The organism is Streptomyces panacea (assembly GCF_040560175.1).
Lineage (GTDB): Bacteria > Actinomycetota > Actinomycetes > Streptomycetales > Streptomycetaceae > Streptomyces > Streptomyces panacea.
In genome coordinates this window covers 1-13,468 of sequence record NZ_JARJHW010000198.1, presented here as the reverse complement: position 1 = coordinate 13,468, position 13,468 = coordinate 1, and the positions used below count along the sequence as shown (strand labels likewise).

The following is a 13,468-nucleotide window of genomic DNA, read 5'->3' as shown; positions in this document are numbered from 1 at the left end:
GTCTCCTGTGCCGGACGGAAGAACGAGCGGTGGTGGGACGCCGCTGGCGCGGCGACCCGGCACCTTGTTTCTTCCGTGACCGGCTGGATTCGACATGACAGCCCGGCGGAGCGGGGATGTGAGACGGCTGAATGGCCGGAACCAACGGGTAACGCGTTGGCAAAGCGGCCCTTCGTGAACAGGATCCGGAGCCGGCCCGGCCGGAAATCTACCGCAGGGCCGCCGTGATCTCCGCGACGGCCGCCTCGGCAGCGGTCTTCGGGTCCTCACCCTGGAGGACCGCCGTCATGTACGGCTTGATCGGGTTGTCCAGCTCGACGTTGGCCCACTTCGGCGAGTTGGGAGTCGCCCGCCCCTGCGCGGCGCCCGCCGCCATCGCGGCCGTGGCCTCCTGGCCCTCGATGACGTCCGCGAGGGTCGTCTTGTTCGGCACGTAACTCATGGTCTTGGCCAGCTCCGTCTGCCACTTCTCACCGGCCAGCGCCTTGACCACCTCGACCGCGGCCGACCGGTGCGAGGAGTTCTTGGGGACGATGAGGTCGGAGCCGCCGGTGAAGACCGCGCCGGGCGCGCCGGCGGTCTTGCCGGGGAGCGGGAAGAAGCCGAGCTTGCCCTTGAGGTCGGGGTTCTTCTCCTCGATCTGGACGGCGGAGTTGGGGGTGTCGATGATCTGCGCGATGTCGCCCTTGGCGAACTCGGCCTCCTGCTCCGGCTTGACCTCGTCGGAGTCCTTGGGGCCGTCGCCGAGCGCCTGCAACTCCTTGTAGAACTTCATGCCCTTGATCGCCTCGGGGGTGTCGAGCCGGCCCTCCCACTCGCCACCCGCCTCGACCGCCAGCTCGCCGCCCTCGTCCCAGATGAAGCCGGAGAGGGTGTACCAGTCCTGACCGGCCAGATAGATGCCCTGCTGGGATCCCTGGTCGAGCTGGGCGGTGATGTCCAGCCACTGGGCGCGGGTCTTGGGCACTTCGTCGATGCCGGCCTCGGCGAAGAGGTCCTTGTTGTAGATGACGACGCGGTTGGCGGCGTACCAAGGGATGCCGAACTGCGAGCCGTTGATGCTGCCGGGCTCGGCGAGACCGGGCAGCCAGTCCTCGCTTCCCAGGTCCCGTACGGATTCCAGGGTGAGGTCCCGCAGGCCGTCGCTCTCCGCGTACTGCGCGACCTGGGTGTTGCCGACCTCGATGATGTCCGGCGAGTCGTCGGCCTCCAGCGCGGCCATCACCTTCTTGCCGATCCCGGTCCACTCCTGGATCTCGACCTCCAGGCGGACCGAGGGGTTCTCCTCCTCGTACGCCGTGATGAACCGTTCCAGATACCCGCTGGAGACGCTGTCCTTCATGAGCCAGATGGTGATGACCTTGTCGTCCCCGCCTGGGAGCATTCCGCATCCCACGAGTGCGAGGGAGGACACGAATACGGCGGAGCCGACAAGGAAGCGGTTTTTCACGTAGGTCACCTTCTGGCGTGCGGGCACGAAAGAGTGAACCCGACGTGGGGGAAGCACGGAGCGCTCGCACGGGTATTGGCGCGATTTTGGTATGGACCAACGAACGGGTCAAGCCCCGCAGCCCCGCCCGGGGCCTCCGCCGTGCCGTTCTCCTGTCGCGCGCGGCGCCGCGCGGTGGGGCACGGTGGGATCAGACCGCGACCGCGCGAAGAGGAGAACGACCCCCATGAGCAACCACACCTACCGGGTCACCGAGATCTACGGCACCTCAGAGGTGGGCGTCGACGAGGCCCTCCGGAACGGCATCAACCGGGCGTCCCGGACCCTCCGCGGGCTGGACTGGTTCGAGGTGACACAGGTCCGCGGCCATCTCGTCGACGGCCGGATCGACCACTACCAGGTCGGGCTCAAGGTCGGCTTCCGCCTGGAGGACGGCGACACGGCGGGCTGACCCGGTCGCACGCGCCGCTCCTCGTCCGGCGCGCCCGCTCAGGTACGTCCCTCGCGCTCCTGCCCGTCCTTCAGCGCCTGGGACGTGCTCGCCCAGCGGGCGCGTACGACGCGGAATCCCGCGCGCTCCACCGCGTCGCACACCAGCTCGTCGTCGTCCACGAGCATGCGGATATCCCGCCCCGCGGCCAGCTTGCGCAACCGCTCCACCTTGGTCGTGCGGGCGGGCCGCCTGTCGTCGTTGCGGCGCATGAACACCCGGCCGTCGGGGAGGCCGTTGGCCGCCAGCCACGCCAGCGTGTCCTTGCGGCAGCGCTCGGGACGGCCGGTCAGATAGACGATCTCGCACTCCTCGGCGCTCCTGAGAACCAGCATCACTCCCTCGGCCAGCGGTGTGTCCGCCCCCGCCGCGTCGAAGAAGCCGCTCCAGTCCTTCGGCCTGCCCTCCAGGAAGTGCTGGCGGTGCGCGGTCTCGGCGAGCGTCCCGTCCAGATCGAATACGGCCAGTGGTCTGCTGTTGTCCGTCACACGCCCAGCCTAAAGAGGGTCCGGGGAATCCTCGCGGCGCGTCGCTGTTGAACCGAACGTGACGTCCACCTTCGCGAACACCCGATTCTCCGTACTCGACCGTTCCCGCACCCGCGAGGGCCGGGACGCTCCCGAGGCGCTGCGCGACACCGTGCGCCTCGCGCGGCGGCTGGAGGCGCTGGGCTACCACCGGTTCTGGGTCTCGGAGCACCACAGCGTGCCCGGTGTCGCGGGTTCGGCGCCGACGGTCCTGGCGGCGGCCGTCGCCGCCGCGACGTCCACGATCCGTGTCGGTACGGGCGGGGTGATGCTCCCCAACCACCGGCCGCTCGTCGTGGCCGAGCAGTTCGGGGTGCTGGAGTCGCTGTTCCCCGGCCGGATCGACATGGGCCTCGGGCGTTCCGTGGGCTTCACCGACGGGATACGCCGGGCGCTCGGCAAGGACAAGCGGGCTCTCGACGCGGTGGACTTCGCCGAGCGCGTCGAGGAACTGCTCGGCTGGTTCACCGGCGACCAGACCCTCTACCCGCAGGTCCACGCCCTGCCCGCCGAGGGCCTGCGGCCGGAGCCGTACGTCCTGGCCATGGGCGAGGGCGCGGACATCGCCGCGGCGGCCGGCCTGCCCGTGGTCGTCGGCGACCTGCGCGGCCGGGACCGCATGCTGCGGGCCGTGGAGCGCTACCGCGAGAACTTCCGCCCGTCCGCCTGGTCGGACCGCCCGCGGGTGATCATCGCGGGGACGGTCGCGGTCGCCGAGAGCGAGGAGGAGGCCCGCCGGCTGCTGATGCCCGAGGCCTGGTCGATGGCCCACTCCCGTACACACGGCGTCTTCCCGCCGCTCGCGTCCACCGGGCGGATCGAGACGCTGACGATGACGGTGAAGGAGCGGGAGTTCTACGAGTCGGGGCTGCGCGGCCATGTCCAGGGCACCGAGGAGCAGGTCGCCGACGCCCTGGAGTCGGTGATCGGGGAGAGCGGCGCCGACGAGGTGCTGGTGACGACGAGTACGTACGACCGCGAAGCGCTCCTGGACTCCTTCACGCGCCTGGCGAGGGTCGCGGGGCTGGGCGGGGTCCAAGGTCCGGCTCGGGCCCCGGAGCCGGGCCCGGGCTCGCCTCCCAGTCCGTCAACCGGCCCCGCTCGTTGAGAAGCGGAACGACGAGTGGCTGGTCTCCGCCGTTCGCGACGTGCCACGTCAGTGCGGGGCCGCCGGAGAGCAGCGCGGAGGCCGCGTCGTCGAGCATCGCGGCGACACTCGGCCACAGCGGCACCCCGAGGCCCCACACCTCGTGATCCCAGAAGTGCACGTTCCCGTGGTGCTCGTCCGGGCGGAGCCGGACGACGAGGCTGTCGCCGCCGGGGCTCGTCCCGATCGGCAGCAGATCCTCGGTGAACCGGTCGGGCCACGCCGGGTCGTCCGGGTCCTCGGCCTCGGCGAGGTCGAGCATGAACTTCCGCAGCTCCAGAGCCTCTTGGGGGCCGTCCAGGCTGAAGGCCCCCTCGGACGGCAGACAGTGCCCGGCGTGGACGGCGTCCAGCCACCACAACGCGACGAGATCCGGCGGAAGCCGTACCCCCAGCTCGTCCCCGACCACGCGCTCGACCTCCGCGACCCGCGCCTCGTCGACGACCGTCCCGACCGTGCCCGGCAGCGGCCCACGGGTGGGGAGCCGGCCCGCTATCAACTCCCACGCCCGGCGGACCCGCTCGTCCACCGGGCCGCTCGACTCCCCCGTCGGCGTGCCTACTTCGGCGCTCTCCGCGTTCATCTCCGAAGGCTGTCACACGCCACTGACAACCGGCTCCGGGCGCCGCTGTCCAGGCCCTGTCCGGTGGATCTTCGGGGGCCCGGGACGCCGGACAGGCCCTAGCGCGCCACCTTGCGGGTCGCCCGCAGCCATTCCTTGTTCATCGCCGTGATCGACGGCAGCGGGATGCCCTTCGGGCAGGCCGTCGCGCACTCGCCGGCCAGTGTGCAGCCGCCGAAGCCCTCGTCGTCCATCGTGGCGACCATGTCCAGGACCCTGGTCTCCCGCTCGGGCGCGCCCTGCGGCAGGACGTTGAGGTGGTTGATCTTGGCCGAGGTGAAGAGCATCGCCGAGCCGTTGGGGCACGCGGCCACGCACGCGCCGCAGCCGATGCACTCGGCGTGCTCGAAGGCGAAGTCGGCGTCCGCCTTGGGCACGGGTGTGGCGTGTGCCTCGGGGGCGGAGCCGGTGGGGGCGCTGATGTAGCCGCCGGACCCGATGATCCGGTCGAAGGCCGACCGGTCCACGACCAGGTCCTTGACCACCGGGAACGCGCCCGCCCGCCACGGCTCGACGTCGATCGTGTCGCCGTCGGCGAAGTGCCGCATGTGGAGCTGGCAGGTGGTGGTGCGTTCGGGGCCGTGGGCGTCGCCGTTGATGACGACGCCGCAGGCCCCGCAGATGCCTTCACGGCAGTCGTGGTCGAAGGCGACGGGGTCCTCACCGGTGAGGATCAGCCGCTCGTTGAGCGAGTCGAGCATCTCCAGGAACGACATGTCCTCGGAGATGTCGTCGATGTCGTACGTGACCATGGCGCCGGTGGCGTCGGCGGCGCTCTGCCGCCAGACGCGCAGGGTGAGCCTCATGCGTAGCTCCGCTGGGTGGGGTGGACGTACTCGAAGACGAGGTCTTCCTTGTGCAGGACGGGCGCGGTGCCGGTTCCCGTGAACTCCCAGGCGGCCGCGTAGGTGAAGGCGTCGTCGCGCCGTTCCGCCTCGCCGCCGTCGGTCTGGGACTCCTCACGGAAGTGGCCGCCGCAGGACTCGGCGCGGTGCAGCGCGTCGAGGCACATCAGCTCGGCGAGCTCCAGGTAGTCGACGATGCGATTGGCCTTCTCCAACGACTGGTTGAACTCCTCGCCGGTGCCCGGCACCTTGATCCGGCGCCAGAACTCCTCGCGGATCTGCGGGATCCGGTCCAGCGCCTTGCGCAGTCCGACCTCGCTGCGGGCCATGCCGCAGTGCTCCCAGAGGAGTTCGCCGATCTCCCGGTGGAAGGAGTCGGGCGTGCGGTCGCCGTCGACGGCGAGCAGCAGCCGCAGCCGGTCCTCGGTGTCGGCGACGGCCTCGGCGACCGCCGGGTGGCTGTCGTCGACGGTGTCCTGGTGCGGGTTGCGGGCGAGGTAGTCGTTGATGGTGGAGGGCAGGACGAAGTAGCCGTCGGCGAGGCCCTGCATGAGGGCGGAGGCGCCGAGCCGGTTGGCGCCGTGGTCGGAGAAGTTGGCCTCGCCGATCGCGAACAGCCCGGGCACGGTGGTCTGGAGGTCGTAGTCGACCCAGAGTCCGCCCATCGTGTAGTGGATCGCCGGGTAGATGCGCATCGGTACCTGGTACGGGTCCTCGGCGGTGATGCGTTCGTACATCTCGAAGAGGTTGCCGTACTTCTCCTCGACGGCCCCCCGGCCGAGCCGTCGGATCGCGTCGGCGAAGTCGAGGTAGACGCCCTGCCCGCCCGGGCCGACGCCGCGGCCTTCGTCGCAGACGTTCTTCGCGGCGCGCGAGGCGATGTCGCGGGGGACGAGGTTGCCGAAGGAGGGGTAGATCCGCTCCAGGTAGTAGTCGCGCTCGTCCTCGGGGATCTCGGCGGGCGGCCGGGTGTCGCCGTGCGCCTTCGGGACCCAGATGCGGCCGTCGTTGCGCAGCGACTCGCTCATGAGCGTGAGTTTGGACTGGTGGTCGCCCGAGCGCGGGATGCAGGTGGGGTGGATCTGGGTGAAGCAGGGGTTGGCGAAGTGGGCGCCGCGCCGGTGGGCGCGCCAGACCGCGGTGGCGTTGCTGTTCTTGGCGTTGGTCGACAGGTAGAAGACGTTGCCGTAGCCGCCGGACGCGAGGACGACGGCGTCGGCGAAGTACGTGGACACCTTGCCGGAGATCAGGTCGCGGGCGACGATGCCGCGGGCCCTGCCGTCGACCACGATCAGGTCGAGCATCTCGGTGCGCGGGTGCATCTCGACGGTGCCGGCCGCGATCTGCCGCGACAGCGCCTGGTAGGCGCCGAGCAGCAGTTGCTGGCCGGTCTGGCCGCGCGCGTAGAAGGTGCGGGAGACCTGGACGCCGCCGAACGAGCGGGTGTCGAGGAGACCGCCGTACTCGCGGGCGAAGGGCACGCCCTGGGCGACGCACTGGTCGATGATCTCGACGGAGATCTGGGCGAGCCGGTGGACGTTGGACTCGCGGGCCCTGAAGTCGCCGCCCTTGACGGTGTCGTAGAAGAGGCGGTGGACGGAGTCGCCGTCGTTGCGGTAGTTCTTCGCGGCGTTGATGCCGCCCTGGGCGGCGATGGAGTGGGCGCGGCGCGGGGAGTCCTGGTAGCAGAACTGGACGACGTGGTAGCCCTGTTCGGCGAGCGTGGCGCCGGCGGCGCCGCCCGCGAGTCCGGTGCCGACGACGATGACGGTGTGCTTGCGGCGGTTGGCCGGGTTGACCAGCTTGGCCTCGAAGCGGCGGGTGTCCCAGCGTTCGGCGACGGGCCCGGCCGGGGCCTTGGTGTCGGCGAGGGGTTCGCCGGTCACGTAGTCGGTGTACGTGGGCGGGAGTCGGTCGTCCATGTCAGCTCACCAGTCCGGTCATGACGCCTACGGGCAGGGAGATGAAGCCGACGGTCAGCACGAGCGCGAGGCCGTTGGCCATGATCTTCAGTACCCGGTCACGGGTGGCGCTGCCCATGCCGAGGGTCTGTGCGGCGCTCCAGAAGCCGTGCCGGACGTGCAGTCCGAGGGCGAGCATCGCGGTGATGTAGATGACGTTGCCGTACCAGGTGGAGAAGGTGGCGACGACGTTCTCGTACGGGTGGCCGGGCTGCGCGTTCTCGTTGACGGTGAGCGTCGTGAGGTCGAGCAGGTGCCAGACGATGAACAGCGCCAGGATGATCCCGCCCCAGCGCATGGTGCGCGTCGCGTAGCTCGCGCGGCGGCGCTTGTGTACGTAGGCGGTGGGGCGGGCGGCGATGTCGCGGCGGCTGAGCTGGTACGCGCAGACGCCGTGCAGGACGACGGCGGCGAGCAGCACCACGCGCACGATCCACAGGGCCCACTCCTGGTGCAGCACCGGGGCGCCCATGGTCCGCAGCCAGTGTCCGTACTCGTTGAACTCGCCCGGACCGAAGAAGATCTTGAGGTTGCCCAGCAGATGCGCGGCGAGGTAGCCGAGCAGGATCAGGCCGCTGACGGCCATGACGGCCTTCTTGCCGACCGTGGAGCCCCAGAGGGTGCCGAGCACCGAGGGCCGCTTGCCGGGGCGCCCGCCGCCCGGTTCGCCGGCCTTCCGGGCCGCCCGTTTGTCCGTACGTGTTGCCAGAGCCATGTCACGCACGCTAAGGCGGGGCACACCAAGAGGTCCAAGACATGGATCGGCTCATGTCCATAGCCTGTGCCTATCGTGCTGCTTATTATGGGCCCATGCAGTTCCAGCAGCTCGTCTACTTCGTCGCCGTCGCGGAGACCCTGCACTTCACCCGGGCCGCCGAGCGGGTGCATGTCTCGCAGCCCTCGCTCTCGCAGCAGATCCGGGCCCTGGAGAAGGAGCTGGGCGCCGAGCTGTTCGGCCGGGCGCGGGGCAATGTCGCGCTCACCGACGCGGGCGAGGCCCTGCTGCCGACGGCCCGGCGGATCCTCGCCGACGCGGAGACCGCGCGGCACGAGGTGCAGGAGCTGGTCCAGCTGCGGCGCGGCCGGGTACGGCTGGGCGCGCCGCCCAGCCTCTGCACGGGTCTGCTGCCGGAGGTCCTGCGTGCCTTCCACGATCAGCACCCGGGCATCGAGCTGCTGATCGAGGAGAGCGGGTCGCACGATCTCGTACGCGAACTGGCGCGCGGCGCACTGGACTTCGCCCTGGTGGTGCTGCCGCTGCCGACGCCCTCACCGGCCCTGACGACGGTCGAGCTGCTGCACGAGGACCTGGTGGTGGTCTCCTCGGCGGCGATGCCGGGGCCGCGCCGGCCGGTCCGGATCTCCGACCTCCGACACGAGCAGCTGGTCATGTTCCGGCACGGCTACGACCTGCGGGAGCTGACCGTCGCCGCCTGCCGGGCCGAGGGGTTCGAGCCGACGTTCACCGTCGAGGGCGGCGAGATGGACGCCGTACTCGGCTTCGTGCGGGCCGGTCTCGGGGTGGCGGTGGTGCCGAGCATGGTCGCGGAGCAGGCGGGGCGCGATCTGCGGGTGACACCGCTGGCGCCGCCGGGGCTGCGCCGTACGATCGCGCTCGCGCACCGCAGCGACGTCGCGCCCCCGCGCGCGGCACGCGAACTCCAGCGGGTGCTGTTCAGCACCCGGGCACAGAGCCGGGCGGCCGGGGCGGCGCGACGCGCGTAGCTCGACAGGCGGCCGGACAGATGCCGGCCGCCTGTGCCGGTTCCGGACGGCGTCAGACCGCGTCGGCCATGGACAGGGTGTGCAGCATCTCCGGCGGGCCCGGACGCGCGTAGTACCAGCCCTGCGCCGTGTCGCAACCCAGCCTTCGCAGATGCTCCGCCTGCGCCCCGGTCTCCACGCCCTCCACCGTGACGGCCAGTTCCAGACCGTGCGCGAGGGAGACGATCCCCTCGACGATCTTGAGATCGACGGGGTCGGCCGGGTGCTGCTGCATGCCCTGGGTGAAGGAACGGTCCAGCTTGAGCACGCTCACCGGCAGCCTGCGCAGATTCGCCAGATTCGAGTAGCCGGTGCCGAAGTCGTCGAGCGCGATGTCGACGCCCATCTCGGCGAGCTGCCGCAGCGGCTTGAGCAGATCCTCGTCCGCGCCGATCAGCGCGGACTCGGTGACCTCCAGGCAGAGCGAGCCCGGCGGGAGCCCGACCCGCTCCAGCACGTCCACCGTGTCGGCGACGAGGCCGGGGTGGTGCAGCTGGGCGGGCGAGAGGTTCACGTTGATCCGCAGCGGACCCGCGAACGTGCCGGCCGCCAGCTCCTCCTGCCACAGGCGGGCCTGCCGTACGGACTGTTCCAGCACCCAGCGCCCGAGCGGCACGATCAGCCCGGTGTGCTCGGCGAGCGGGATGAACCGGTCGGGGCTGAGGACGCCGTGGGTGGGATGGCTCCAGCGCACCAGCGCCTCGGCGCCGTGCACCGTGCCGTCGGCGAGGTGCACCAGCGGCTGGTACTCGATGAAGAACTCGCCGCGCTCCAGGGCGGTCGGCAGCGACGTGGTGAGCCCGTGCCGGGTGATGGCGCGGGCGTCGGCCTCGGCGTCGGCGTGCTCGAACCGGTTGCCGCCTGCCGACTTGGCCCGGTACATGGTGATGTCGGCGCTGCGCAGGACCTCGGCGGCGGTGGACTCGCCCGCCTTGCCCTCCACGATGCCGATGCTGCCCCGGACGGTGAACTCGCGGCCGTCCAGGCTTATCGGGGTGGCCAGCACACCGAGCATGCGCGACGCGAGGTCGCCGACCTCGCGCCGGGTGTCGGGTCCGGTGGTCAGCGCCACGAACTCGTCGCCGCCGAGCCTGGCGACCATCTCGCCGGGCGCCGTGGCGCAGCTCTGGAGGCGGTCGGCGACCTCTACCAGCATCCGGTCGCCCGCGGAGTGGCCGAGGCTGTCGTTGATGGCCTTGAAGCCGTCGAGATCGAGGTAGCAGAGGCCGAAGCGGGCGGGCCGGGACGCGGGCGCGGCGCCCTTCACGCCGCCCTTGGCGCCGTCCTTCACGTTGGCCTTCGCGCCGTCCTTCGTACTGCCCTTCGCGCCGTCCTTCGCCGTCTCCTGGGCAGGGGCGAGCGCCTTCTCCAGACGTTCGAAGAACAGCGTCCGGTTGGGCAGCCCGGTGAGGGCGTCGTGGGTCGCCTCGTAGCGCAACCGCAGATTGAGCAGCCGCCGCTCGGTGGTGTCCTCCAGCAGCGCCAGCTGGTACTGCGGCACCCCGTCGGCGTCCCGCAGCAGCGAGACCGTCAGATTGGTCCACAGGACCGTGCCGTCGTTGCGGAAGAACGGCTTCTCCGTACGGAAGTTCTCCCGCTCGCCCCGTATCAGCTCGCTGTACATCCGCCACACGTGCGGTGCGTCGTCGGGGTGCACCCACTCGCTGACGTTCCTGCTGCGGACATGGTGCTCAAGGCCGCCGAACATCCGGGTGAGGGTGTCGTTGACCTCCAGCACATGGCCGTCGAGATCGGCGATGCCGATGCCGATCGCCGCGCCCTCGAACACCGCGTGGAACCGGGCCTCCGTCGCGTGCAGCGCGTCCTCGGCGGCGCCGCGTGCCGCGAGCGCGGAGCGTGCGATGGCCTCCTGCTCGGCGAGGGTGCGTTCGCGCAGCGCCTGGGCGAACCCGGCGGCGAACGCGTGCTGGAGCCGGGCGCAGCGCGCCCGCAGCTCCTCGGCGGCGAGGTCGCCCGCCGGATCTGCCGCCGCGCCGCAGTACAGCACCAGATACGCGTCGACGACTCCGAGGGAGCGGGCGAGCGCGTCCGGATCCGTGCAGTGCGCGGCCACCAGTGCCGCCCCGACGCCGTGCGCGGGCGCGGCATCGAAGATCGTGTCGTGCAGAGCGTCCCTCAACCGGCGTGCCAGGGGCAGCAGATGCTGTTCGAACTCGGGCCGGGTCAGTGACGTGGCCGTCGCCGGGAAGATCGCGCGGCTCCAGATCGTCGCGAACCGTCTGAGCCGGTCCTCCAGTCCGTCCGGTTCCGCCGCGGCGTCCGGGACCTCCGCCGGCACCATCACGCCTTGCGTCCCACTCCGGCGATGCCCGACATGGCGTACGGGTCCTCCTGGCCGCCAGGATTCTCCGGACGCCAGTTGCCCATGGGCACCAGACCGGGCTCGACGAGCTCGTACCCGTCGAAGAACCCGGCGATCTCCTCGCGCGTCCGCATCACCAGCGGGTTGCGGATGTCCTTGTAGACGCCGACCGTGCCGGCGACCTGTTCCTCGGGCAGCGGGATGCCCGCGTACGCGGCGTGGGACACGACGACGACACTGCCGGGGGCGAGCGCGTCGGTCAACTCCGCCACGGCCGCGAAGGGTTCGTCCGCATCCTCCAGGAAGTGCAGGACGGAGACCAGCAGCAGAGCGACCGGCCGGTCCAGGTCGAGCAGGCCCCGGACCTCGGGGCTGTCGAGGATCTGCCGGGGCGCGCGGAGGTCGGCGGCCACGATGGCGGCGTTGTCGTTGCCGTCCAGTACCGCCTGGCTGTGCGCCACGGCGACCGGGTCGTGGTCGACGTACACGACCTTGGCGTCCGGATCGGCGGCCTGGGCGACCTCGTGGACATTGCCGAACGTCGGAATGCCGGAGCCGATGTCGAGGAACTGGGTCACGCCCTCGCCGATGGCGAAACGCACCGCGCGGCGCATGAACGCCCTGTTCGCCTGCATGATCTTGGGAAGCCCCGGCATGAACTCCATCGCCTTGCGAGCCGCTTCCCTGTCCACTTCGAAATTGTGCGAACCGCCCAAATAGTAGTCATAAATGCGGGAAACGCTCGGCACCGATATGTCGATGCCCTGCGGGACCCAGGCGGGACGCTCCATCGAGATCTCCAACAAGTCGCCACGGGGGAACGGCCGTCTGCATGGCCGGTGTTCGAGCCGAGGCTACTGATCGCCCGCCAAGAGAGCGAGCTGAAACGGAAATTAGCGGTCCGTTCTCGGTCACACCCGAAGCCGGGACACAAGCGGTCCGCCGTCACGCACGGGGCGTGACGGCGGACCGGTCGGCCGGAGGCGCGACGTGGGGACTACTTGGGCGCTCCGACCAGCTTGGAGTCGGGAGCGACGGCGTACCAGGTGCCGCCGACGCCCTGACCATTGGTGTCACCGGGCTTGGCATCGCCCGCGAAGGTGTAGATCGGCCAGCAGTCGATGGTCTGCTGCTTGATTCCGTCGGGCCGGTCGAACGTCACGAAGCCCTTCTTGATGATGCCTTCGGTGTCGTTCTTGTCGACCGGAGCGACTACCGGCCACTTTTCGAGGCAGGCTCCGGTGCAGGCGGTCTTCATCGGCCAAGCGCTGTCCTTCTTGAACCGATACACCGTCATACCCTGGGCGTCCACCACGATCTCACCGAGCTTGGGGTCCTTTCGCACGGACAGTCCCGCGAGATCGGCCTCGGTGCCGCCGGCCTCGTCGGCGCCGGCCGCGCCGAGCGCGGCCTTCTTCCCGTCCGGGGCGGAGGCGAACCAAGTGCCGCCCACACCCTGCCCGTTGGCGTCGCCGGGGTTGGTGTCCTTGGCGTAGCGGTACATCGGCCAGCCACCGAGGGTCAGTTGCTTGGTGCCGTCGGCGCGGGTGACCTCTCCGATCTTCGAGGCATCGGTGCCCGCGGCCGCCTTGACGTCACCGGCCGCGACGACCGGCCACGCCTTCTCGCACTCGCCCACACAGGTCGACTTGGGGGGCTCGGCGGTGTCGTTGTCGAACCGGTAGAGCGTGAAGCCCTCGCTGTCCGTGACAACCTTGCCGAGCTTCTTGCTGTCCCACACGGCCAGTTGACCGGCCGTCTTGGGTTCGACCGCCGACTCGTCGCCGTAGCCGCTGTCCGATCCGTAGCCGCCGTCGGCGGGTGCGGCCGCGCCGACCGCCTGACCGTTGGGGCTCTCGCCCTTGTCCTGACCGCACGCCGTCGTCAGGGCCAGTACGGCCACCGCGGTCACCGCGAGCGAGGCGTTCCGCCAGGTGTTCATGTCAACTCCCGTAGTTCGTAAGCCAGTTGGGGCGCCAGGGCCGCGCCGTTCATGGCCCTAAGTACGCGCCGCGGGGTGAGGAGCGTTCAACGCGCCTCAAAGAATCTTCAGAAAGAAAAAGAAACGCTGAATGCCCCGATTCCCCCCGATCAGGGGAATCCAGCGCCATTTCGGCGCGGTGCGGGCCGTGTTGATTCAAGCTGCCGCCGTGTACCGATCACTTGCCGTGCGGACCCTGGCCGTCACCGGCCTCGTCTGCATACTCAGCACGCCCGTGCCGGCCGCCGCCGATGTCTGCGTCTCGGCGTGGACGGGGCCGGGCGGTACGGGCGCGGTCGTCATCATCGGCGACGGCCCCTGTTGGCCCGAGCCGCCGCCGTCACCGCCGCCGCCGCCC

General features: G+C 70.5%; 12 protein-coding genes and 1 pseudogene. 4 read left to right on the top strand and 9 right to left on the bottom strand.

The features are described from left to right. Positions 1–208: 208 nt before the first annotated feature. Positions 209–1,450, bottom strand: coding sequence for an extracellular solute-binding protein (locus P3L51_RS30855; RefSeq protein WP_354608622.1), 1,242 nt, complete (start codon positions 1,448–1,450; stop codon positions 209–211). A gap of 226 nt (positions 1,451–1,676) precedes the next feature. On the opposite strand from P3L51_RS30855, the gene P3L51_RS30850 reads away from it, so the two are divergent. Continuing rightward, positions 1,677–1,901 carry a dodecin gene (locus P3L51_RS30850; protein WP_354608621.1) on the top strand — a complete coding sequence of 75 codons (225 nt, stop codon included), beginning with the start codon at positions 1,677–1,679 and terminating at the stop codon, positions 1,899–1,901. A gap of 38 nt (positions 1,902–1,939) precedes the next feature. Here P3L51_RS30850 and P3L51_RS30845 read toward each other — a convergent pair whose 3' ends face one another. Beyond that, positions 1,940–2,428 carry a phosphatase domain-containing protein gene (locus tag P3L51_RS30845; RefSeq protein ID WP_354608620.1) on the bottom strand — a complete coding sequence of 163 codons (489 nt, stop codon included), beginning with the start codon at positions 2,426–2,428 and terminating at the stop codon, positions 1,940–1,942. 58 nt (positions 2,429–2,486) lie between these two features. On the opposite strand from P3L51_RS30845, the gene P3L51_RS30840 reads away from it, so the two are divergent. After that, positions 2,487–3,575 (top strand): LLM class flavin-dependent oxidoreductase, encoded by a 1,089-nt coding sequence (locus P3L51_RS30840; RefSeq protein ID WP_354608619.1) that lies wholly within the window; start codon positions 2,487–2,489, stop codon positions 3,573–3,575. On the opposite strand, the gene P3L51_RS30835 is transcribed toward P3L51_RS30840, so the two are convergent. The 4 genes from P3L51_RS30835 to P3L51_RS30820 form a co-directional block, all read right to left on the bottom strand. Continuing rightward, positions 3,466–4,197 (bottom strand): SMI1/KNR4 family protein, encoded by a 732-nt coding sequence (locus P3L51_RS30835; protein WP_354608618.1) that lies wholly within the window; start codon positions 4,195–4,197, stop codon positions 3,466–3,468. The two genes, P3L51_RS30840 and P3L51_RS30835, sit on opposite strands and share 110 nt — an antisense overlap. A gap of 98 nt (positions 4,198–4,295) precedes the next feature. Then, positions 4,296–5,042, bottom strand: a complete 747-nt coding sequence (locus P3L51_RS30830) for a succinate dehydrogenase/fumarate reductase iron-sulfur subunit (protein WP_354608617.1) — start codon at positions 5,040–5,042, stop codon at positions 4,296–4,298. Next, a complete protein-coding gene (locus tag P3L51_RS30825) occupies positions 5,039–7,003 on the bottom strand; it encodes a fumarate reductase/succinate dehydrogenase flavoprotein subunit (protein ID WP_354608616.1) in 1,965 nt (654 codons plus the stop codon). The genes P3L51_RS30830 and P3L51_RS30825 overlap by 4 nt, the downstream gene beginning before the upstream one ends. A gap of 1 nt (position 7,004) precedes the next feature. After that, entirely contained in the window at positions 7,005–7,757 is a 753-nt protein-coding gene (locus P3L51_RS30820) for a succinate dehydrogenase cytochrome b subunit (RefSeq protein ID WP_354608615.1), read from the bottom strand. Positions 7,758–7,852: 95 nt separating this feature from the next. On the opposite strand from P3L51_RS30820, the gene P3L51_RS30815 reads away from it, so the two are divergent. Further along, positions 7,853–8,767 (top strand): LysR family transcriptional regulator, encoded by a 915-nt coding sequence (locus tag P3L51_RS30815; RefSeq protein WP_354608614.1) that lies wholly within the window; start codon positions 7,853–7,855, stop codon positions 8,765–8,767. A 52-nt stretch (positions 8,768–8,819) separates the two neighbouring features. Here P3L51_RS30815 and P3L51_RS30810 read toward each other — a convergent pair whose 3' ends face one another. From P3L51_RS30810 to P3L51_RS30800, 3 genes are all read right to left on the bottom strand, one after another. Continuing rightward, the gene (locus P3L51_RS30810) at positions 8,820–11,111 is read right to left on the bottom strand and encodes a putative bifunctional diguanylate cyclase/phosphodiesterase (protein WP_354608613.1); all 2,292 of its coding nucleotides are present in this window, start codon (positions 11,109–11,111) and stop codon (positions 8,820–8,822) included. Then, positions 11,108–11,920, bottom strand: coding sequence for an SAM-dependent methyltransferase (locus P3L51_RS30805; RefSeq protein ID WP_354608612.1), 813 nt, complete (start codon positions 11,918–11,920; stop codon positions 11,108–11,110). The genes P3L51_RS30810 and P3L51_RS30805 overlap by 4 nt, the downstream gene beginning before the upstream one ends. Positions 11,921–12,126: 206 nt before the next feature. Continuing rightward, complete coding sequence (locus P3L51_RS30800; protein ID WP_354608611.1) at positions 12,127–13,071, bottom strand: SCO0930 family lipoprotein; 945 nt, start codon at positions 13,069–13,071, stop codon at positions 12,127–12,129. 208 nt (positions 13,072–13,279) lie between these two features. Between P3L51_RS30800 and P3L51_RS30795 the strand changes: the two are divergent. After that, positions 13,280–13,468 (top strand): annotated as a pseudogene (locus P3L51_RS30795) (hypothetical protein); the annotation flags it as partial.